This window comes from Microbispora sp. NBRC 16548, assembly GCF_030268985.1.
Lineage (GTDB): Bacteria > Actinomycetota > Actinomycetes > Streptosporangiales > Streptosporangiaceae > Microbispora > Microbispora catharanthi.
In genome coordinates this window covers 303581-323991 of sequence record NZ_BSSF01000001.1, presented here as the reverse complement: position 1 = coordinate 323991, position 20411 = coordinate 303581, and the positions used below count along the sequence as shown (strand labels likewise).

19 protein-coding genes are annotated in these 20411 nt (G+C 72.7%); 13 read left to right on the top strand and 6 right to left on the bottom strand.

Annotated elements, in window-relative coordinates:
• Positions 1–7 precede the first annotated feature (7 nt).
• The 3 genes from QSK36_RS01500 to QSK36_RS01490 are packed head-to-tail and all read left to right on the top strand — an operon-like array spanning position 8 to position 3755.
• Positions 8–820, top strand: coding sequence for a hypothetical protein (locus QSK36_RS01500; RefSeq protein WP_285781064.1), 813 nt, complete (start codon positions 8–10; stop codon positions 818–820).
• The gene (locus tag QSK36_RS01495; RefSeq protein WP_285781063.1) at positions 820–2979 is read left to right on the top strand and encodes a hypothetical protein; all 2160 of its coding nucleotides are present in this window, start codon (positions 820–822) and stop codon (positions 2977–2979) included. The genes QSK36_RS01500 and QSK36_RS01495 overlap by 1 nt, the downstream gene beginning before the upstream one ends.
• A 5-nt stretch (positions 2980–2984) precedes the next feature.
• Positions 2985–3755, top strand: coding sequence for a hypothetical protein (locus tag QSK36_RS01490; RefSeq protein WP_285781062.1), 771 nt, complete (start codon positions 2985–2987; stop codon positions 3753–3755).
• On the opposite strand, the gene QSK36_RS01485 is transcribed toward QSK36_RS01490, so the two are convergent.
• Positions 3746–4240 carry a Pycsar system effector family protein gene (locus QSK36_RS01485; protein ID WP_285781061.1) on the bottom strand — a complete coding sequence of 165 codons (495 nt, stop codon included), beginning with the start codon at positions 4238–4240 and terminating at the stop codon, positions 3746–3748. The two genes, QSK36_RS01490 and QSK36_RS01485, sit on opposite strands and share 10 nt — an antisense overlap.
• A gap of 152 nt (positions 4241–4392) precedes the next feature.
• Here QSK36_RS01485 and QSK36_RS01480 point away from each other — a divergent pair, with 152 nt between their 5' ends.
• From QSK36_RS01480 to QSK36_RS01470, 3 genes are read left to right on the top strand one after another with little or no spacing between them, the layout of a single operon-like run.
• Positions 4393–4995 (top strand): ArsR/SmtB family transcription factor, encoded by a 603-nt coding sequence (locus QSK36_RS01480; protein ID WP_182901503.1) that lies wholly within the window; start codon positions 4393–4395, stop codon positions 4993–4995.
• Positions 4996–4998: 3 nt separating this feature from the next.
• Positions 4999–5754: an SRPBCC family protein gene (locus QSK36_RS01475; protein WP_285781060.1), complete on the top strand. Its 756-nt coding sequence runs from the start codon at positions 4999–5001 to the stop codon at positions 5752–5754.
• A 51-nt stretch (positions 5755–5805) separates the two neighbouring features.
• Entirely contained in the window at positions 5806–6255 is a 450-nt protein-coding gene (locus QSK36_RS01470) for an SRPBCC family protein (protein ID WP_183536072.1), read from the top strand.
• Positions 6256–6332: 77 nt separating this feature from the next.
• Here the strand turns inward: QSK36_RS01470 and QSK36_RS01465 are convergent, their stop codons facing one another.
• Positions 6333–7070: a DUF429 domain-containing protein gene (locus tag QSK36_RS01465; protein ID WP_285781059.1), complete on the bottom strand. Its 738-nt coding sequence runs from the start codon at positions 7068–7070 to the stop codon at positions 6333–6335.
• Between the two features lie 10 nt (positions 7071–7080).
• Positions 7081–8457, bottom strand: a complete 1377-nt coding sequence (locus QSK36_RS01460; RefSeq protein ID WP_285781058.1) for an FAD-binding oxidoreductase — start codon at positions 8455–8457, stop codon at positions 7081–7083.
• 158 nt (positions 8458–8615) lie between these two features.
• Between QSK36_RS01460 and QSK36_RS01455 the strand changes: the two genes are divergently transcribed.
• The 3 genes from QSK36_RS01455 (at position 8616) to QSK36_RS01445 (ending at position 14103) form a co-directional block, all read left to right on the top strand.
• Positions 8616–9158: a GNAT family N-acetyltransferase gene (locus tag QSK36_RS01455; RefSeq protein ID WP_285781057.1), complete on the top strand. Its 543-nt coding sequence runs from the start codon at positions 8616–8618 to the stop codon at positions 9156–9158.
• On the top strand, positions 9158–12799 hold the full coding sequence (locus tag QSK36_RS01450) for an ATP-binding protein (RefSeq protein WP_285781056.1): 3642 nt from the start codon (positions 9158–9160) through the stop codon (positions 12797–12799). The genes QSK36_RS01455 and QSK36_RS01450 overlap by 1 nt, the downstream gene beginning before the upstream one ends.
• 119 nt (positions 12800–12918) lie before the next feature.
• A complete protein-coding gene (locus tag QSK36_RS01445) occupies positions 12919–14103 on the top strand; it encodes a cation diffusion facilitator family transporter (protein ID WP_285781055.1) in 1185 nt (394 codons plus the stop codon).
• Positions 14104–14172: 69 nt separating this feature from the next.
• Here the strand turns inward: QSK36_RS01445 and QSK36_RS01440 are convergent, their stop codons facing one another.
• From QSK36_RS01440 to QSK36_RS01430, 3 genes are all read right to left on the bottom strand, one after another.
• Complete coding sequence (locus QSK36_RS01440; RefSeq protein ID WP_285781054.1) at positions 14173–15012, bottom strand: SCO6745 family protein; 840 nt, start codon at positions 15010–15012, stop codon at positions 14173–14175.
• A gap of 43 nt (positions 15013–15055) precedes the next feature.
• On the bottom strand, positions 15056–15328 hold the full coding sequence (locus QSK36_RS01435; protein WP_285781053.1) for a hypothetical protein: 273 nt from the start codon (positions 15326–15328) through the stop codon (positions 15056–15058).
• A gap of 356 nt (positions 15329–15684) precedes the next feature.
• Positions 15685–16455, bottom strand: coding sequence for a sporulation protein (locus QSK36_RS01430; RefSeq protein WP_285781052.1), 771 nt, complete (start codon positions 16453–16455; stop codon positions 15685–15687).
• A 139-nt stretch (positions 16456–16594) separates the two neighbouring features.
• Here QSK36_RS01430 and QSK36_RS01425 point away from each other — a divergent pair, with 139 nt between their 5' ends.
• The 4 genes from QSK36_RS01425 (at position 16595) to QSK36_RS01410 (ending at position 20369) form a co-directional block, all read left to right on the top strand.
• Positions 16595–16918 (top strand): YciI family protein, encoded by a 324-nt coding sequence (locus QSK36_RS01425; RefSeq protein WP_183536061.1) that lies wholly within the window; start codon positions 16595–16597, stop codon positions 16916–16918.
• Positions 16915–18150 (top strand): RNA polymerase sigma factor, encoded by a 1236-nt coding sequence (locus tag QSK36_RS01420; protein WP_285781051.1) that lies wholly within the window; start codon positions 16915–16917, stop codon positions 18148–18150. The genes QSK36_RS01425 and QSK36_RS01420 overlap by 4 nt, the downstream gene beginning before the upstream one ends.
• Positions 18151–18289: 139 nt before the next feature.
• On the top strand, positions 18290–18913 hold the full coding sequence (locus QSK36_RS01415; protein WP_285781050.1) for a maleylpyruvate isomerase family mycothiol-dependent enzyme: 624 nt from the start codon (positions 18290–18292) through the stop codon (positions 18911–18913).
• Positions 18914–18983: 70 nt separating this feature from the next.
• Positions 18984–20369: an endo-1,4-beta-xylanase gene (locus QSK36_RS01410; protein WP_285781049.1), complete on the top strand. Its 1386-nt coding sequence runs from the start codon at positions 18984–18986 to the stop codon at positions 20367–20369.
• Positions 20370–20411 lie beyond the last annotated feature (42 nt).

The following is a 20411-nucleotide window of genomic DNA, read 5'->3' as shown; positions in this document are numbered from 1 at the left end:
AGGCACGATGACTCACCCTCCCATGCCCACCTCTCACGCGATGATCGCGGTGGACATCGAGAAGTACAGTGGGCGCAACGACCAGCAGCAACTTCACCTTCAGGAAGCCCTCATCCGGGTGCTGGACACCGCCGCGGCCGAGGCCGGTCTCGACAGGTCGACGTGGACCGAGCGTCAGCCCCAAGGGGACGGCGAGTTCTCCTGGCTCCCGCCCCACGCGCACCTCGGCGTGCTCGTCGGCGGCTTCGTCCGTGAATTGGACGGGCAACTCGGCCTGTACAACCGGCGCCACGCCGGTCCGTTCTGGACGCGCATGCGCCTGCGCATGGCCGTCCACTTCGGCCCCGTCCATCTGGGCGCCGCCAACGGGGTCGCCGGCCGCCACGCCGTACAACAGGCCCGGCTCCTCGACTCCGCCCCAGTGAGGCGGGCCCTCGACGCCTGCCCGGCCGCGGACCTGGCCCTCATCGTCTCCGATCGCGTGTACGACGACTACATCAGCCAGGGACTGGGCGAGCCGCACGCCTACCGGCCCGTCCAGGTGCGGGTCAAGGAGCACTCCTGCACGGCGTACCTGCACGTGCCGGGACATGACATCGGCACGCTCAGCGTCCTGGATTCCTTCGTCCCTGAAGCGCCCGGCACATCGCAAGTGCCTCGCCCGGCGACGGAGACCAGCCATGGCGAGGAGGATCGGCGCACCCCCTTCATCGTCCACGGTGACCAGATCGGCGGGGCCTCGCACCGGGCCGACGGCCACGGGATTGTGAACGCCCCCGGCCGGGACCAGATCATAGGTAACTGGCGCGAGGGGCACTGATGGCGGAGCAAGAAGCCCCGGCCATCGAACCGACACGCGGCGAGAAGGAGCGCGGACCGGACGGTGGCGCGGAGCAGAACACCCAGCGTGACCTGCATGAGGAGCTCAGCGAGCAGAAGCGGCAGAGTCGCATCTCCGCGCAGAACCTCGACGCGCTTTACGCCGACACCGTTATCGGCGGCGACGACATCGGAGGTGCCTCGCACCGGGCGACCGACGGCGGAACGGTCAACGCGGCAGGACGCGACCAGTACTTCTTCGGCGTGACCGCGGAGGACAGGGCCGTGTTCACTGTGGCCGTGTCGGCACGCGAGGTCGGCGTCATCCGGCGCTGTCACGTCCCGACCAAGTCGTACGGCGAACTGCTCGCGCGTCTCGACAGCGAGCATGTGCTGCTGCTGCGCGGTGAGCCACGGGCCGGTCAGCCGACCACCGCCCTGGCCGCCCTCGCACGCTGGAGCGGTGACGACGGCCGTCTCGCCTGGCTGCAGATGAGCGGGAACCCTCTCCACCTCGCTCCGGGCGACCTGCGCGAGGCGACTGGGTATCTTCTCCAGGTCGGCGACGATGCGACCTGGAACGGTCGCCCCGACCAGATGCTTGGGCACCTCCGGAGGACGGCCGAACGAGCCCGCGCCCGCGTCGTCGTCCTGGCCAGCCCCGAGTTCCCCGAGCATGACTGGGCCGTCGACCACGAGCCGCCACCGATGGATCAGATTTTCGTCAACTGGCTGGCTCACGAGTTACACGAGGGCGGCGAGGCCCATCCCCAGGAGTGGGCCGGCAAGACGGCGGCCGACGAACTGGTCCGGGAGACGCTGGCGGGCTACCGGTGCCCCCGCAAGGCGCGAGAGCTCGCCCTGCGGGTGGCCAGAGGGTTGCTGGAAGACCGATCGCTCGACGAGATTTTGGACAGCCTGCCCGAGCAGCGGCGCCGGAAAGCGCAGGACCTCCTCGCGGTGGAGACTCCCCGCAGGGCACGCTGCTTCATGATCGCCAGTGCGGTGTTGCGTGGAGCGCCAGCAGCCGTCGTGGCCGCCCAGACCGTGAAGCTGGCCACGCTGATCGAGGAGGAGCTGGCTCGGCAGACGACGATTGAGCAACCGCCCCAGCCGCACGTCTGGGAGCAGCTCAGCGACTGGCTCGGCTTTGCGGAGATCACTCTGCTGTCACCCAGACGAGGCGGAGATGGGCAGGTTGTCGACTTCCCCGATCCGAGCATGGCCGGAACCGTCCTCCGCGTGGTCTGGGAGGAACAGCCCACGATTCACGAGCCCCTGCTCACCTGGCTAGGCCAGCTGACGGAGGACAAGGATCCTGGCGTCCAGATGCGGGCGGCCCAAGCAATCGGTCTGCTGGCGACCTACGACTTCCCTGCCATCCAGCGACGTTTTCTGAGCACATGGTGCCAGAGCGAGCGGTACCTGACCCACGAGCTGGCGGCCTGGACCTTGGGCTCGGCGGCCAAGGACCCCGATCTGACCGCGCGTGTCTTCGAGTGCCTAGGACGCTGGGCCCGAGGCAGCCGCAAAGAACAGTCCGTCGTCATCCGGGCCCTCGGGTCGTGGCTGGGCGCCTACTGGGTCGATGAGGCGCTCCGGGCCCTCGCCACCATCGCGAAGACCAATGCGCGGGCTTTTCCACAGCGTGTCGCCCTCTCTATCGCGCAAATCCACCAACTCGGGAGCAACAGAACGTCCCATCGGAGCGGTGTCGGCGACGTCCCCGACAACACCAGGAGGATCATCGCCGCCCTCGCCCAATGGTCGGCCCAAAGCGATCTACCTGGCCTCACAAGCGCCGCGGCTCTCGCGTTCGTGCGGATGCTCGCCCCTCCCGAAGGGGCCAAGGTCCTCGATCTCGCAGCGGATCCCGGCGCGGCCGTCGACCTAGTCGCTCTCTGGCGACACATCCTGGACCTGGCCGTCACCAAGGACACCGGGGCCGCTCTCACACCGGAGGCGTGGAGCGTGCTGGGCGACTGGCTCGCGACGTGGGAGACGGACGCCGGGGTCCGCGGCGTCCTCTCCGAGGTCCTCACCAGGCCGCCCGTCGACGTCCGGGCACCCCTGTTGTTTCACCTCCGGCTCTGGCACCGGACCGGAGAGATCGACGCCGAGCTCGCGGGCCTGCTCGCCGAGCTCGTCGAAGGGAGTTGAGCATCATGTGGCTCATCCGTTACAGCATGCCCACAACTGGTGAGGAGACGGCGGAGGATGTGAACGAGCTCTCGTTCACCGCCCCGGCGCGAGGAGACGTCTTCGACTTCGACGTCACGGTCTCCCTCGCGTGGTCCGCTGTGGGCCGGCGCTGGCAGGCAGGTCCCGACGCGGCCGAGCGCGACCACGTCCAGGGACGCGTTCGCGCCGAGACTCGTGCGATCGCGCGGAGGCACTCGCCGTACCAATCCGAGGACGCCGAACGTGAGGTGAACAGCGTCCTCGACGATTTCCTCAGCCGGCTGTCGCGACATGACAGGCGTGTGATCCTGCGGTGGACGGCACGGGCCGAGGTAAGGCCCTGTGAAGAGGTGCGCCAGTTGCTCCGAGACCGCGCACGCCGCCTCTATCAGGTCGACTGCGAGGTCGCGGAGGCGAAGCGCCGCGCGGAGACCGCCGAGGAGGTGCGCCTCGCCTGGGAGCGTTTCCTGGCCGGGGCCCGCAGGAGCGACCTGACGAGGTACGCCGTGAGACTGGCCGAGCAGCCCCAAGCCAAGGCGGCGATCATTGCGGAGATGCTCGACAAGGGCGAGGACACCGCCGCCCACTTCATCGACAAACTCGACAAGCTGGTGAGCTCTCATCGGCAGGGCGACGTTTACGAACTCATCGTCGGCAGTGAGAGCGCTCTGCGGAGCGCGATGACCGCGCTCGGATTGGCGGTGCCGCCCCTCGACCCAGACCCGCTGCTGCCGAGCGGCTTCGGTCAGCCGTAGAGCGCTCCCAGCGCAAGCCACAGCAGGGTGGAGACGAGCATGAGGGCCGTCCACGGCAGCGCTCGTCCCACTCTGCGGTGCTTCTCACGGCTCAGTTCGGCCAGCGTGCTCACAAGGAGCCATGCCTCCCGTTCCTGCTGCACGACGCTCACCCGCGACGATCCACTTCGAGGACCGGCCAGGCCGAACCTGTTCGGCCCGCCAGGTCCGCCCAGGCGAGGACGCAGGCCCTGGACGAGGTGATAGCCGGCGACGAGGAACCCCGCGACATAGAGCGTGACCAGAACAACGGCGACCACGCCCAGTGCGATAGGCGCTTCCGGTGCTCGCAGGCCGGCCAGCGCCCCCATCTGTGTGGCCGCCACGGCCGCTGCCCCGAGGTGCACGGTGGTGACGGTAGCGACCTTGGCGTCGGCATGCTGCACGTAACCCTGAAAGGTGCCGACCGTGGTGAGCGCCACGGTCAGCGCCTCGACGGCAGTCATTTCGTTCCTGTGCCTGCCCATACGAACCCTCCTGATTCGCCTACTTCGAGTGAATCGCCGATGCGGAGGTGAAGGACCGCACCAGTGCGGGTTCAACACCGACATCTCTCTTTGCCTTGACAAAATAGTTTGTCGGAGGCCATCCTTGAGGCATGAAAGACGTGGCGGTGATCGAGGATCCGGCGGCGGCGGAGGCCTCCCTGGATCCGATGCGGGCGCGGTTGCTCGCCGAGCTCACGGAGCCCAGCTCGGCGACCATGCTGGCGGCCAAGGTGGGGCTGCCGAGGCAGAAGGTGAACTACCATCTCAAGACCCTGGAGCGGCACGGCCTCGTGGAGCTGGTCGAGGAGCGCCGCAAGGGCAACGTCAACGAGCGGGTCATGCGGGCGACGGCGGCCTCGTTCGTGATCTCTCCCGCCGCGCTGGCGTCGGTCGCGCCCGATCCGTCACGCGCACCCGACCGGCTGTCGGCGCGGTGGCTGCTGGCGCTCGCCGCCCAGCTCGTACGCGACGTGGGCACGCTGATCGTCGGAGCGTCCCAGGCACGCAAGAAGCTCGCGACGTTCGCCATCGACGGCCGGGTGCGCTTCGCCTCGGCCGCCGACCGGGCCGCGTTCGCCGAGGAGCTGTCGGCCGCCGTGGCCGCGCTCGTGAGCAAATACCACGACGATTCGGCCGAAGGCGGGCGCGAGCACCGTCTGGTCGTCGCCGTCCATCCCGCCGTCCCCCGGACGGCCGACATACAGGAGCGCTGAAGCGTGCCCCACGAGTTCGAACTGCGCAAGGAAATCGAGCTGGACGCGACCCCCGAGCAGGTCTGGGACGCGATCGCCACCGGCCCCGGCATCGACTCCTGGTTCATGGGACGCACCGAGATCGAGCCCGTCGAGGGCGGCCGCGGCCGGTTCACCATGTTCGGCAACAGCGAGGGCACCACCGTGACCGGGTACGAGCCCGGCAAACGGTTCGCGTACCGCGGTGACGAGAACCCCGACGGCACGTTCATGGCGTTCGAGTACCTCATCGAGGGACGCGACCACGGCAGCACGGTCCTGCGCCTGGTCCAGCACGGCTTCCTCGGCGACGACTGGGAGACCGAGTTCGAGGCGATGGGCGTCGGCTGGGACATGTACCTGCACAAGCTCGCGCAGTACCTCACGTACTTCCGCGGGCGCCCGGCCACGGTCGTGTCCGCCGTACGCCCCCAGGCGGCCGAGAACGCGCCGGCCTGGGCAGCGATCAAGGACGCGCTGGGCCTGCCGGCCACGGTTCGGCTGGGCGACCCCGTGCGGCTCGCGGTGGACGGGCTGGCGCCGGAGGACGGGGTGGTCGACTACACCGGCTTCCCGACCTTCCTCGGCGTGCGGACCGCCGACGGGCTCTACCGGTTCATCCACTCCGGGCCGGAGCGGGGCAACGTGGTGGTCCTCGGGCACCACGTCTTCGCCGAGGACGCCGACCAGGAGCACGTCGAGGCCGCGTGGCGGTCCTGGCTCTCCCGGCTCTTCCCCTGACCCTCCCCGCGAGAACGCACGTCCGAACTCCTGACCACGAAGGGCCTGACGATGACGAACACCCCCGACCTCGAATACACCATCACCCGCGTCCTCGACGCTCCCCGCGAGGCCGTCTTCGAGGCGTGGACCGAGCCGGAGCGCTTCAGTGAGTGGTTCGGCCCGCGCGGCTTCACCACTCCGGTCTCGCTGATCACCATGGACCTGCGGCCCGGCGGCGAGTGGAGCGCGTGCCTCGTGTCGCCGGAGGGCGCCAAGGCCCCTCTCGGCGGGGTCTACCGGGAGATCGCGGCGCCCGAGCGGCTGGTGTTCACCACCGGCGACCCGGACAACCAGGAGGGCGCCGTGGCCTCGGTCGCGACCGTCACGCTCACCGACCTCGGGGACCGCACGGAGATGAGCTTCAGGCAGGAGGGCTACAACACCGACGAGGCGCACGCCGAGGCCGCGAAGGCGGGCTGGCTCCAGTTCTTCGACCGGCTCGCCGAGCACCTCGCCTGAAATCTCCCCGGCCGTACGCCGCACCCCCGGGACGCGGCGTACGGCCTTGGCCGTGCGGGCTCCGGGTGGCACGGCCGTCAGGCCCAGATGGCGCAAGGGATGCCGTCGGAGAAGACCTCGGGAGGATCGGGCAGGGGGCGCGCCTCCCCGGACACCACCCGCAGGGCCGTCCAGGCGGCGGCGCCCGCGTCGAGCACGTCGTCCACCCCCGCCATCGCCCCGGCCCTGCCGAGGTCGCCCGCGAGCACGACGCCCGCCGCCGCCAGCAGTTCACGCCGCCGCTCCGCGCCCGCCCACGTCGTCTTCGGGTGCGGCAGAGGCGCCCCGGCGAGCCGGGCGAAGCTCAGCTCGGGGTGGACCTCCACGACGCGCCTGCCGGCCTCCCGCACCCAGCGCTCGACCTCCAGCAGCTTCTCCTTGAGCCCGAACGCCTGGCGAGAGACGCCCTCGCCGGCCAGGCGGCGGTTGACGGCCACGGCCGAGGCGTAGTCGTCCGCCTCCAGCGCGGCGCGCACCGGGGTCATGAACACCGACCGCCACCGGGGGCCGAGCTCCGCGCGCGCCAGCACGTCGGCCCGGCGGCGGGTCCGGCCCTGAGGGTCGTCGGAGTCGGGGTATGGATCGGGCAGGCCGATCGGCATGTCCACCGCCACGACGGCGACCTCGCCGTCCGCGTCCGCCAGGGCGACCAGGTCCGCGACGCGGGGTGCGAAGTAGGCGCGCGCCGCACCCCCGTCCCCGGGGCCGGCGGACGGGACCACCCCGATCCAGCCCGCCCTGCAGGCGTCGACACCGAGCACACGAGCATCCTTCACAGGACCATGCTCAGCCCTGGCGGGGGACGACGTGGCCGAAGCGGAACAGGTTCGCCGGGTCGTAGAGCTCGCGCAGCTTCGCCAGCCGCCGCAGCGTCTCCTCCGGCCAGGCCCGGGAGATCTGCTCGGGGGCCAGGGCGCCGCCCTGGAAGTTGATCAGCGCGCCGCCGGTCGACCAGGGCGCGAGGGTGTCGATCACGGCCCGTACGGCCGCGGGGACGGCCGTGTCCATCAGCTCGGGCACCGGCGCGCCGATGGCGAGCAGCGTGAAGGCGGCGTCGCGCCCGCCCACGGCGTTGGGCTCCTTGGGCTGACGGGCGAGCGCGCCGCCGAGCTGACGGAGCTCGACCACGGCCAGCGGAACCCGCGCGGCCGGGCCGGCGACCGCGAGCAGCGCCTCGACGGTCTCCGCCGTCAGCTCACGCAGCAGCGCGCCCCGCTCCGCCACCGGCATGGGCTGGGTCGGGTCCTGGTGGATGGAGTCGATCGCCGCGTACGGCAGGGGCCCGACGGCGTCGAGCACCGGCTCGGCCACGGCCCGCATGGGGGCCAGCAGCGCCTCGGCCTCCTGCCCGTCCCCCACGTGGGCGACCCGCAGGTGGACAACGAACCTGCCGCTGAGCTGCGGCGGCAGCTCGGGCAGCGGGGGCAGGCGCAGCAGCGCGACCGAGGTGGTGGTGGTCTCCGGCAGCGTGCCGGCCCAGCTCCGGTAGGCGTGCAGGACCCGCCCGGCGTCCTCGGCGGCGTAGAACAGGCCGCCGCCGTACAGGCCGGTGAGCGGCAGCAGGTCCACGGTGATCGAGGTGACGACGCCGAATCCGGCCTTGCCGCCGCGCAGCGCCCAGAACAGGTCGGGCTCGCGGACCGCGTCGGCGCTGCGCACCACGCCGTCCCCGGTGACGACGGTGAGCTCCCGCACGTGGTCGGCCGCGAACCCGAAGGTCCGCGCGATCGGCCCGATGCCGCCGCCGAGCGTGAAGCCGACCACGCCGACGCCGGTCGCCGAGCCGCACAGCGGGGCCAGGCCGTACGGCGCCGCGGCGGTGACGACCTCACCCCACGTGCAGCCGGCCGCGATCGTGGCGGTGCGGGCGGAGGGGTCCACCACGACCTCCCGCATCGCACGGGTGCTGACCAGAACCGCGCCGTCGGCCGCCTGCACGGCGCCATGGCCGGTCGACTGCACGGCCACGGGCAGCCCGTGCGCGGCGGCGAGCCGTACGGCCGCGGCCACGTCACCGGCGTCCCGCGCCGCGACGATCACGGCGGGCCGGTGGCGCACGGCGAGGTTGAACCCGGCGGCCTCCTCCTCGAACCCGTCCTGTCCCGGAAGCAGGACCCGGCCGGCGACCTGTCCCCGCAGCGCGTCTTCGATGGTGCTGTGCATGTCCGTCCTTCGGATGTCGTCGTCTGTGACGGGGACAGTTGTCGCAGCCGGGTCTTGGTGTTCTCTTGCACCTTCCGGGCCGGGGTTCGGCGGGGCGTTTAAAAGGGTTCCTAGAGACGTACTAGGAGTGTCCAAGACAGCCCGCGCACGCTGGGGCGATGTCGTCGCCGTCGAAGAAGCGCCGGCCGCGGTACGCCGCGTCGCCGGGAACGTCACCGGGAACACTGCTGCTGCGCGAGGTGCCGGCGCACGCGGGCGCGCCGGGAGCCCGGATCATCGGACCGGCGCTGGAACACGTCCTGCGCGAGGCGCCGGCCGCCCGGTGCCGGCTCTACGTGCTGACCGACCTCGGCCGGCCCGCCGGCGCCGCCCCGCTCGCCGCCGCGCTGCTGGAGACCGGGGCGCCCCGGCACGTCCCGGAGTGGGCCCTGCTGCACGCGCTCACCGTGGCCGTGCCGCACCGCGGCCGGGGGCTGGGCCGCCGCCTGCTCGACGACCTGCTGATGGAGTTGCGCGCGGACGGCGTACGGGCCGTGTGGTTCCTTCCCGGGGCGGGGGACGACGGCCTGCGCGCCCTACTGGAGAACGCCGGTTTCAGGGACGACACGGAGCGCGGTCTCTCCCGCGAGAACGAGCGGACATACGGGTATGATGAGCCAGAAATCCGGCCCTGGGCCGCCTGGCTCTCTCGGGAGTTGTGATGCGCACGAGCATCGACGGCGCGCGGCTACCGGCGCCACGCCCGGGCCTGGACGGCCGCCAGGGCCCCGCTCTGGACTTCCGCCTCCTCGGCACGCTGGAGGTCGCCGACGGCACGGGGACGATCCTCGACCTCGGGCCTCGCAAGCAGCGGGCCGTGCTGGCGCTGCTGTTGCTGAACGCGCCCCATGTCGTGCCGCTCGACCAGCTCATCGACCGGCTGTGGCGGGACGAGCCGCCCTCCAGCGCCACGGGAACGCTCCAGGCGTACATCTCCCATCTGCGCAGGACGCTCGAACCCCGGCGCAGCCCGCGCTCCCCGGCCCGGGTCCTGCGTACGCGGGAGCCCGGCTACCTGCTGGACATCGAGCCGGACCAGGTCGACGCCGAGCGGTTCGGCCGGGCGACCGAGGCCGCGCACGCCGCGTTGGCCGCGGGCCGTCCTGAGGAGGCCGAGCGGATCCTGGGCCCGGCGCTGGCGCTGTGGCGGGGCGAGCCGCTGGCCGACCTGGCCGACGAGCCGTTCGCCCGGTCGACCGTCGCCCGCCTGAGCGAGACCCGCCTGCACGCGCTGACCGTACGCGCCGAGGCGTTGCTCGCGCTCGGACGGGCGGCCGAGGTGACGGTCGAGGTCGAGCGCCTGCTCGAACAGGACCCCTACCGCGAGGGCCTGTGGGCGCTGCTCATGCGGGCCCTCTACCGGGAGCGCAGGCAGGCCGAGGCGCTGGCCGCCTACCAGCGTTGCCGCACGCTGCTCGGCGACGAACTGGGCCTCGACCCGAGTCCCGAACTGCGGCGGCTGGAGCAGGCCATCCTCGCCCAGGACGAGTCCCTGGCGGGCATGTGGGCTCCCGTGGCCGCCGTGCCGCCGGAGCCGGCCCCAGGCGCGCGGGAAGGCACGGGCGCGGGCGTGCGGGGCGGCGCAGCGGACGAGAACACCGGGGACGGGAACGCCGGGAACGAGAACGCCGGGGACGCGGCCGTGCCGGGACTGGTGGGGCGGGAGCCGCACCTGCGCCGGATCGCCGAGCGGCTCGACGACCTGCACCGGGGCGTGGGCGGGGTGTTTCTGGTGAGCGGGGAGTCCGGCATCGGCAAGACCCGCCTGGCGGAGGCCGCCGCGAGCATGGCGGCCGAGCGCGGGGCGGCGGTCGCCTGGAGCAGGTGCGTCGAGGGCAGCGGCGCCCCCGCGTTCTGGCCCTGGATCCAGGCGCTCAACGCCCTGGGCGCGGCCCCTGCGCCGGGAACACAGGCTCCGGGAACGGCCCAGGCTCTCGCTGTGGACAGGGCTCCGGCGACCGGCCGGGCTCCGGGAACCGGCGAGGCCGGGGAGGCGGGCGGCGACCTCGCCAGGCTCGCCCACCGCCTCTCGGACGGCGACCGTACGGACACGGCCGACCCCGACACCGCCCGGTTCCTGCTGCACGACAGCGTGGCGCGGGCGCTCACGCGGCGGGCCTGCGCCGCCCCGGTGCTGATCGTGGTGGAGGACCTGCACTGGGCCGACGCCGCCTCGCTGAAGCTGCTCACCTTCCTCGGCGCCGACCTGCACCGCGTCCCGCTCCTGGTCCTGGCCACCGTACGGCCCGAGCCGGCGGTGGACAGGCAGGCGCTGACCGAGGCGCTCGGCGAGCTGACCCGCCAGCGCGGCACCGAACGGATGACCGTCGCTCCGCTCACCCCCGAGCAGATCGCCGACTACCTGCGCGAGGCGGGATGGGCCGGCCCCGGGCCGGTGCTCGCCTCCGCGCTGCACGACAGGACCGGCGGCAATCCGTTCTTCCTGGGCGAACTGCTGCGCCTGCTGACCAGCACCCATCCCGACGGCCGGGTGGGCGTGGCGGACGTGCTCGCCCTGGCGGTGCCCGACGGCGTGCGCGACGTGATCAACCAGCGGGTGTCGCGGCTGCCGGAGGACTCCCAGACCCTGCTGCGGGCGGCCGCCGTGATCGGCAGGGACGTGGACGCCGACGTGCTGGAGACCGCGACCGGGGTCGGCGGCGCCCGGGTGATGATGCTGCTCGAACCGGCCGTCGCGACCGGGCTGCTGGTCGAGGTGGACGGCGGCTGGGACTACCGCTTCTCCCACGCACTGGTGCAGGAGGCGCTGTACTCCGGGCTAAGCCGCAGGCAGCGAGCCCAGCTCCACGGCCGGGTGGGCGAGGCCATCGAGACCCTGCGGTGGGGTGAGGCCGCGTCGCGACTGCCCGCGCTGGCCCACCACTTCGGGCTCGCCGCCCGGGTCGGCTACGCGGACAAGGCCGTCTCGTACGCCATGGAGGCGGCCGGGCAGGCGACGGCCCGGCTCGCCTACGACGAGGCCGTCCTCTATTGGGAGCAGGCCCTCGACGCGTGCGCCGCCGGGCCCGCGGCCACCCGCTGCGCCCTGCTGATCGGCCTCGGCAAGGCCCGTCGGGTGACCGGCGATGTGGAGGGGGCGCGCGGCGCGCTGGACGAGGCAGTGACGCTCGCGACCGGCATCGGCGACCACGCCGCCGTCATCGAGGCGGCCACCGTCTTCGGCGGCGTCACCCTGTGGAACTGGCGCTCGTACGGCGTGGTGGACCAGCGCATGGTGACCGTGCTGGAGGACCAGCTCTCCCGGCTCGGCCCGGACGCCGTGCGCACCCGTGCGGAGCTGCTCGGCACGCTCGGCGTCGAGCTGTACTACGGCGACCGGCGCGAGGAGGGCCGCCGCCACGCCCTGGAGGCCGTGGAACTGGCCCGGCGCACCGGCGACCCCCTGCTGCTGGCCCGCACGCTGAACAACTTCGTCATCGCGGCCTGGACGCCCGAGCACGAGGAGGAGCGTTACCGGGCGGCCGAGGAGATGCTGGGACTCCCCGGCCTGCCCAGGGCCACCGAGATCGTCGCCCGCCTGCACCGCATGCCCAAGTTCCTGAAGGCGGGCATGCTCGCCGACTACGACGCCGAGCTGGCCCGCTGCCTGCGGCTCACCGCCGAAGTGCGGATGCCGGAGATCGAGACGCAGGTCGCGTACGCCGCGGCCGGGCGGGCGATGCTGGCGGGCGACTGGGCGGAGATGGACCGGCAGGCGGTCATCGGCACCGGCAGCTTCCGCCGCACCAGTCTGTGGGGGCCGGACGTCCTCAAGCTGATCTACGCGTTCTACGCCGACTGGTGCCAGGGACGGCCCAGCCCACTGCTGACGGACCTGGTCGAGGCCGCGGCCGACGATTCCAATATGATCGCGCGGCCCACGGCCGTCCTCGCCGCGCTGAAGGCGGGCGACCGCGAGCTGGCCCATCGACTGATCGACCGCTGGGGCGCCGTGCGGCCACGCGACTGGACGTGGCAGTTCGTCGCCTGGCAGTGGGCCCTGGTCGCCGCCGAACTCGGCCGGCCCGACCCGCACGAGCTGCTCGGCGAGCTGCGGCCGATCGCCGGCGAGCTCATGACCATGGGCACGGGCTGCCTGTCGTGGGGAACGCTTCACGACGTGGTCGCCCGGCTCCTGCACCGGGCCGGCGACGTTCCGGCCGCCCTGGCGCACGCGGAGGCCGGGCGGGACGCGCACCGGCGGCTCGGCCTGCCCCATCTCGTGAGCGGCAGCGAGGCGCTCCTGCGCGAGATCCGTGCGGTCGCGGGGGACGCCGGCCGCACCGGCGACGCGCCGGCCTGACGCCGGAGCGCCCGCAGGCGGGTTGCCGGTGAACGGGGCAGGTGCGGGGCGTTCGCAACTGCGCCGCGACTGCTCTTGTCGAGATGCTGCGGCGGATTTTCCACGGCATCGTGGGTGCCATGAGGCAGCGACAGGCCGCCCACGGGCACGGCCACGGGCACGGCCACGGGCACGGCCACGGGCACGGCCACGGGCACGGCCACGGGCACGGCCACGGGCACGGCCACGGGCACGGCCACGGGCACGGGCACGGGCATGAACGCGGTGTGACGACGTTCCGCGCGCGGGTGGCGCACCTGCTGCGCCCGCACTCGCACGAGCCCGCCGACAAGGTCGACCCGGCGATGGAGTCGTCCACCCGGGGGATGCGCGCGCTGTGGGTGTCGCTCGCCGGTCTCGGCGCGACCACGCTGGTCCAGGCGGCGGTGGTGGCCCTGTCGGGGTCGGTGGCGCTGCTGGGCGACACCCTGCACAACGCGGCCGACGCCCTGACCGCCGTGCCGCTCGGGATCGCCTTCCTGCTCGGCCGCCGTCCGCCCAACCGCCGCTACACCTACGGCTACGGACGGGCCGAGGACCTGGCCGGCGTGGTCATCGTCGTGACGATCGCCGCATCCTCGATCGCCGCGGCGTACGCCGCGATCGGGCGGCTCCTGGAGCCCCGAGAGGTCTCCCACCTGGGGGCCGTCGCGGCGGCGGCGCTCGCAGGCTTCGCCGGGAACGAGCTGGTCGCCCGCCATCGCATCCGCGTCGGGCGTGAGATCGGCTCGGCGGCCCTCGTCGCCGACGGGCTGCACGCCCGCGCCGACGGTTTCACCTCACTGGCCGTGCTGGCCGGAGCCGGAGGGGCGGCCCTGGGCTGGACCTGGGCCGACCCCGCCGTCGGCCTGCTCATCACGGTCGCGATCCTGATGGTGCTGCGGCAGGCGGCGCGGGAGGTGTACCGGCGGCTGATGGACGCCGTCGATCCCGCTCTCGTGGACCGTGCCGAGGCGACGCTGCGGGGCACCCCCGGCGTGCTCGGCCTGGGCCAGGTGCGGCTGCGCTGGATCGGCCACCGGCTCAGGGCCGAGTGCGAGGTCGTCGTCGACCCGGCGGCCACGGTCGTCGAGGCCCATCGGGTCGCGGCCGAGGCCGAGCACAACCTGATCCACGCCATCCCCCGGCTGACGGCCGCCATCGTGCACGCCGACCCGCTGCCCCACGACGGCGTGGACCACCACGCCGTCCTCGACGGCCACCGGCACGACCATCCTCCGGCCGGCCGTTCTTCGCCCGGTCTCGTCCGGCACAGCCACGGCTGACTCCGCACGAGGCCCGCGGCGCCGCGGACCGACGGCGTTCACAGCACGGCCGTTCGAGAGCGTGGCGGCTCAGGGGCGGGGCATGGCCATCGCGTTGGGGAAGGGCACCCCTCCCCCGTCGATGATCCGGGTGACGAGCGGGCGCAGGAGGTGCGCGAGCCGGGCCGTGCCCGCCTCGCCCAGGGCGTCCATCGGCGCCCGGGCGAGATGTTCGGTGGCGGCCTCGACGGCGTCGCGCTCGCGCCGGCCCTTCTCGGTCACGGCTCCCTCGCGGTCGAGGACGCCGCGCTCGCGCAGCCGGTCGGCCGCGGCCCGCCACTCCTCCTCGGTCCACCCCCGGTAGGCCCGCTGCTCGGGCGGCACGAGCCCGAGCGCCGACGCGACGACGTTGGCCTCGCAGCCGTCCACCCCCGCGGTGACCAGGGCGGCCACGTGCCCGTCGCCGCGGAACTCGCGCAACGCGGTGAGCGCGTGCCACAGCGCCGCGAGCGGCTCGCCGGGCGTCGGCACGGCGGCGTGCGCCGCGAACAGCACCCGCCCGGCGGCGGGGCACGCATCCATCGCGGCCCCGGCCAGGCCCGCCGCCTCCCGCACGTCCGGGTGATCGGCGAGGTCGCCGAGCAGACGGCGCAGACACAGGCCGGCCACCTCCAGACGGGCCGCCAGCACCTCCTCCGGTGGGCAGAACCGCCAGGCGTCGGGGATCGCCCGGGCGACCATCGACGGGGCGAAGTTGTAGAACGCGGCAGTCACGACCTGCGGGGAGACCGGGCCGAGCGCGGCGGACCTGGAGGCGAAATACCCCATCCAGAAGCCCTTGAGGCCCGCGTCGGCGTAGACCTCCTTCGCCTCGGGCGCGAAGTAGACCGGTGCGTGGCAGCACTCGGCCAGCCGCCAGAACTCGTCCATGCCCGCCAGGCTAGATCACCGCGTACCGTGAACCGTGAAGGTCTCAGGCTGGCCGCACCGAGACCGGGTCGAGCCAGCCGAACGGCGTCAGCCTTGGCGCCGCGATCCTGCGCGAATACCCGGACGTGTCCCGGTAGAACCACAGCGGGATCGCCGGCATGTCCCGGACCAGCATCGCCTCGGCCCTGCGGTAGAGCCCGATCGCCTTGGCCCGCGACACCTCCCGGTCGGCCGCGCGGAGCAGCGCGTCGAACCGTGAATTGCGGTACAGCCCGTAGTTGAACGTCGCGCCGGAGGCGAACTGCGGGCCGAGCACGTTCTGGATGTGGGGGGTAGTCGAGCTGCCGGCCCATCCGGAACATCCCCTGGAGGGTGCCCTTGTCGACCGCTCGCTGGAAGGCGTCGTTCGTCTTCACCGTCTTGGGGACGATCTTCACCTCGCCTCTGAAGACCTTGTCGACGCTCGCGGCGACCGCCTTGACCCAGTCCCCATGCGCGCTGTCGGCGTTGTAGTAGAGCGAGATGCTCGCCGGTGTGCGGAACCCCTTCGCCTTCGCCCGGGCGAGGTAGACGCGTGCGCGGGCGGGGTCGTAGCGGCAGAAGGTGCCGCAGGCGCCGGGCTTCGCGCCCTCGGCCGTGGACGGGACGAGTCCGGACTTGTCCCGATCGAGGTCAGAACCAGCCGCGGTGCCGGGCCATCGCGGCGAGGCCGTCGCGCAGCGCCTGCTCCACCCTGCCGGGGTTGTCGCCGTACCCGACGCGGAAGCGGTTGTAGACGTCGTGGCTGGAGGTGAGGAAGCCGCCCCGCTTGTCCGCCTCCAGGATCACGTCCATCGAGTGCGGTCCCGCGATGAAGGTCAGCTCCAGCTCGTTGAAGTGGCGCCGCCACTCCGGACCGGCGTGATACTCGATCTCCTGGAAGAACGGCATGGTCGAGCCCCGGAGCGTGCCGCGCTCCAGATCGGCCCGCTTGAAGTGGAAGCCCATGTGGACGAGCGCCCCCAGCAGGTGGTCCTGCGCGGGCAGGGGGTTGACGTACAGCGAGTCGAGGTCGCCCTTGTCGAGCGCGCCCGCGAGCGCCAGCTCGGTGGCCACGCCGAGCCGCATGCCGGGCAGCGGGCGCCCGCCGACCGCGCTGACCGGCGTCTCCCACGGCACCGGGATCGCGAACGGCAGCGTGCGGGCCTCCCCCGCGCGCAGGTCGAACGGCCCGGACACCGGCGCCCGCAGGAAACTGTAGGTCGCGTGGTGTTCCTGGTCGCCGTGCTCGACCTCCACGACGGCGGTGAAGTCGACGGTGATCCCGTCCACCTTGTGGTCGGACGATCCGCCCCTGAAGCGGACCTCGCCGTACAGGGTCTCCCCCGGGCGGACGTGCGGGTCGCGCAGCACCGTGTCGACCTCGACGCCGGCCCCGAGCGCGGCCATCAGCTTGCGGAACACCGATCACTCCCTTGGTCGCGGGTCGTTCACCGCTGCCAACGACCCGTCCCGCCGCCCGGTTCCCCGTACAGAGGTGTCCATTCCGGCCGTCCCCGTTCGTCGTACGGACATGATGGGATACCGGCCTGAGGGAGGACGCATGAAGTACGTGCTGCTGATCTGCGGCGACGAGTCGGCGGCGGAGCACGCCGACGACGGGTGCGGCGGGTGGTCGGAGAAGATGGCGGAGCGCGGCGTGCTCCGGGGAGGCGCCGGGCTGCGCCCGCCGAGCGACGCCACCACGCTGCGGGTGCGCGAGGGCGAGGTGCTGCTGTCGGACGGGCCGTTCGCCGAGACCAAGGAGCAACTCGGCGGATTCTGTCTGATCGAGTGCGCCGACCTGGACGAGGCCATCGAGATCGCCGCCGCCCATCCCGCCGCGGCGTACGGCACGATCGAGATCCGGCCGCTCATAGATCTATGACGCCCTCGGTCGAAACCGCCGTCGACCGGGCCTTCCGGGAGGAGTGGGGGCAGGTCGTGGCCACCCTCATCCGCTGGACCGGCGACTGGGACCTGGCCGAGGAGTGCGCGCAGGACGCCTTCGCCCAGGCCCTACGGACCTGGCGGCGCGACGGCGTGCCGCGCCGGCCCGGGGCGTGGCTGACCACCGCCGCACGCAACCGGGCCGTGGACCTGCTGCGCCGCGAGGCCACAGGCGCCGCCAAGCTACGGGAGGTGGCGGGCGTGCTCAGGATGGATGACGACGACGCCGGCGACGAGCCAGGCGTGCCGGACGACCGGTTGCGGCTGATTTTCACCTGCTGCCATCCGGCGCTCGCGATGGAGGCCAGGGTGGCGCTGACCCTGCGCACCCTCGCCGGGCTCACCACGGCCGAGATCGCGCGCGCGTTCCTGGTCGGCGAGCAGGCGATGGCCAAGCGGCTGACCCGGGCCAAGCAGAAGATCAGGCACGCGGGCATCCCCTACCGCGTGCCGCCCCCTCACCTGCTGCCCGAGCGCCTCCCCGCGGTGCTCGCCGTGCTGTACCTGCTGTTCAACGAGGGCTACTCGGCGACGGCCGGCGCCGACCTCGTACGGCACGACCTCGCGTCCGAGGCGATCCGGCTGGCCCGGGTGCTGGTGCGGCTGATGCCGGACGAGCCGGAGGCGGCGGGCCTGCTCTCGCTGATGCTGCTGCACCACGCGCGCCGCGCCGCCCGCCTCGACGGGGCCGGCGACCTGGTGGTGCTGGAGGACCAGGACCGCGGCCGGTGGGACGCCGGCCGGATCGCCGAGGGCGTGGCCCTGCTCGACGGCACGCTGCGGCGGGGGCGGCCCGGCCCCTACCAGGTGCAGGCCGCCATCGCCGCCTGCCACGCCACCGCCGCCCGCCCGGAGGACACCGACTGGGCGCAGATCGCCGTACTGTACGCGCGACTCGCCCGGCTGGTCCCCTCGCCCGTCGTGGAGCTGAACCGCGCGGTGGCGGTCGGCATGGCGCACGGCCCGGCCGCGGGCCTGGCGCTGGTCGACGCCCTGCGGGAGACGGGCGCCCTGGCCGGCTATCACCTGCTGCCCGCCGCCCGCGCCGACCTGCTGCGCCGCCTGGGCCGTACGGCCGAGGCCGCCGACGCCTACCGGGAGGCGGCCGGCCTGGCCGCCACCGACGCGGAGCGCCGCTACCTCGCCCGTCGGCTCGCCGCCCTCGGCTGACGCTTCGGCGTCAGGTCCGGTAGCGATCGCCCCGGCTTCCCCTGTGCTCTTCCCTGCTGACGCGGAGGGTGTCCATCCGGGCCGCGTCCGTTCGTCGGGTGGGCGTACGGACGGACACGACCGGAGGGGCGACGAACGAATGGACACCGATATCCGGCAGCAGATCGCGGCGGAACGCCGCGAACTGGCGGACCTGCTGAGCGAGCTGCCGCCGCACTCGTGGGACGCGCCCTCGCTGTGCGCGGGGTGGCGGGTGCGGGAGGTGGTGGCCCACATGACGATGCCCTACCGGCACTCCGGGCTGAGCGTGCTGGCCGGTCTCGTCAGGGCCCGGGGAAACTTCGACCGGCTGGCCGACCGGCTCGCCCGCCGGGACGCGGCGGCGCTCGGCCCGCGAGAGCTGACCGCGTGCCTGCGGGACAACGCCGAGCATCCCTGGCGCCCTCCGGGCGGCGGCTACGCGGGGGCGCTGTCGCACGACGTGATCCACGGCATGGACATCACCGTGGCGCTCGGGATCGACCGGCGGGTTCCCGGCGACCGGCTGCGCGTCCTGCTCGGCAACGCGCTGTCCCCACGGAGCCGCAAGTATTTCGGCGTCGACCTGGACGGCGTCGAACTGCGCGCCGACGACGTCGACTGGTCGCTCGGAACGGGCACCCCGCTGTCCGGCGCCGCGCAGGATCTGGTGCTGGTCCTGTGCGGCCGCCGGCTGCCCGAGGGACGGCTGCGCGGCGAGCCCGCCGCCCGCTTCATCCACTGAACGCGCTACTTCAGCCGTTGATCGCATCGATGGAGAGGTCTGTGTGCTTTCGAGTGTCAAGAGCGTTAACGTGCTCGGGATCACAGACCTCTCCGGCGGGGGCGAGGAGGCTCCCGGAGGGGACTTCTCCGCTTTGAGCATCCCTGGAGGCCGCTCGATGTCGTCCCACCCTGCTTCCAGCTCCGGCGCCGTCGACCCCGACCCGCTGATCAGGAAGCACCGCACCGCCGGCGCCACGCTCACCGTGACCGCGAACGGCGCGCCCCTCGCCGATCAGGAGGTGGTCGTCGCGCAGCGCAGGCACAAGTTCCTGTTCGGCTGCATCGGGTTCGATTTCATCCCGCTGGCCAACGGCGAGACCGCGACCGACACCGGCGAGCGGCGGTCGCTCGGCGAGGCTCCCGCGGCCGGGTCCCAGCAGGTCGCCGACCTGTGGTTCGACCTGTTCAACTTCGCCACGCTGCCCTTCTACTGGGGGCAGTTCGAGCCGGTCCGGGGCCGCCCGGACACCGAGCGGCTGCTCACCACGGCGCGGTGGTTCGCCGACCGGGGCGTCCCGGTCAAGGGGCACCCGCTCGCCTGGCACACCGAGACCGCCGACTGGCTGATGGACCTGTCGAACGCCGAGATCGCCAAGGCCCAGGTGGACCGCATCCGGCGCGACATGACCGACTTCGCGGGCGTGATCGACATGTGGGACGTCATCAACGAGGCCGTGATCATGCCGATCTTCGACAAGTACGACAACGGCATCACCCGGATCTGCCGGGAGATGGGCCGGATCCCGATGGTCCGGATGGTCTTCGACGCGGCCCGCGAGGCCAATCCCCACGCCACGCTGCTGCTCAACGACTTCGACATGTCCGCGGCGTACGAGTGCCTGATCGAGGGTGTGCTGGAGGCGGGCATAAAGATCGACGTGCTCGGCCTGCAGAGCCACATGCACCAGGGTTACTGGGGCGAGGAGAAGACGCTCGCCACGATCGACCGCTTCGCGCGGTACGGCCTGCCCATCCACTTCACCGAGACGACGATCGTCTCCGGCCACATCATGCCGGAGGAGATCGTCGACCTGAACGACTACCAGATCCCCGAGTGGCCGACCACGCCCGAGGGCGAGGCCCGCCAGGCCGACGAGGTCGTGCGCCACTACAAGACCCTGCTGTCCCACCCTGCCGTGGAGGCCATGACGTACTGGGGCCTGTCGGACGGCGGCTGGCTCGGCGCGCCGGGCGGCTTCGTCCGTGCCGACGGCACCCCCAAGCCGTCGTACGACGCGCTGCGCTCGCTCGTCAAGGGCGAGTGGTGGCTGCCTCCGACGACGATGGTCACCGACGCGGACGGCCGCGTCCGCTTCGACGGCTTCCTCGGCGAGTACGAGATCACGGCCGGCGGCCGGTCCGTCACGTTCACACTGGACGAGCCCGGAGACGCCGAGGTGACCGTGTCCCTCTGAGTCGTGTCCCTGAAATCGGCTGGAGGAAATCTCTGAGATTTC

What these genes read in the sequence shown, in the direction of transcription:
- QSK36_RS01500 (WP_285781064.1), top strand. Translation starts at nt 8, where the DNA reads ATGACTCACCCTCCCATGCCCACCTCTCACGCGATGATCGCGGTGGAC.
- QSK36_RS01445 (WP_285781055.1), top strand. Translation starts at nt 12,919, where the DNA reads ATGAGGCAGCGACAGGCCGCCCACGGGCACGGCCACGGGCACGGCCAC.
- QSK36_RS01425 (WP_183536061.1), top strand. Translation starts at nt 16,595, where the DNA reads ATGAAGTACGTGCTGCTGATCTGCGGCGACGAGTCGGCGGCGGAGCAC.
- QSK36_RS01420 (WP_285781051.1), top strand. Translation starts at nt 16,915, where the DNA reads ATGACGCCCTCGGTCGAAACCGCCGTCGACCGGGCCTTCCGGGAGGAG.
- QSK36_RS01485 (WP_285781061.1), bottom strand. Translation starts at nt 4,240, where the DNA reads ATGACTGCCGTCGAGGCGCTGACCGTGGCGCTCACCACGGTCGGCACC.
- QSK36_RS01490 (WP_285781062.1), top strand. Translation starts at nt 2,985, where the DNA reads ATGTGGCTCATCCGTTACAGCATGCCCACAACTGGTGAGGAGACGGCG.
- QSK36_RS01460 (WP_285781058.1), bottom strand. Translation starts at nt 8,457, where the DNA reads ATGCACAGCACCATCGAAGACGCGCTGCGGGGACAGGTCGCCGGCCGG.
- QSK36_RS01480 (WP_182901503.1), top strand. Translation starts at nt 4,393, where the DNA reads ATGAAAGACGTGGCGGTGATCGAGGATCCGGCGGCGGCGGAGGCCTCC.
- QSK36_RS01415 (WP_285781050.1), top strand. Translation starts at nt 18,290, where the DNA reads ATGGACACCGATATCCGGCAGCAGATCGCGGCGGAACGCCGCGAACTG.
- QSK36_RS01450 (WP_285781056.1), top strand. Translation starts at nt 9,158, where the DNA reads ATGCGCACGAGCATCGACGGCGCGCGGCTACCGGCGCCACGCCCGGGC.
- QSK36_RS01470 (WP_183536072.1), top strand. Translation starts at nt 5,806, where the DNA reads ATGACGAACACCCCCGACCTCGAATACACCATCACCCGCGTCCTCGAC.
- QSK36_RS01455 (WP_285781057.1), top strand. Translation starts at nt 8,616, where the DNA reads ATGTCGTCGCCGTCGAAGAAGCGCCGGCCGCGGTACGCCGCGTCGCCG.
- QSK36_RS01440 (WP_285781054.1), bottom strand. Translation starts at nt 15,012, where the DNA reads ATGGACGAGTTCTGGCGGCTGGCCGAGTGCTGCCACGCACCGGTCTAC.
- QSK36_RS01495 (WP_285781063.1), top strand. Translation starts at nt 820, where the DNA reads ATGGCGGAGCAAGAAGCCCCGGCCATCGAACCGACACGCGGCGAGAAG.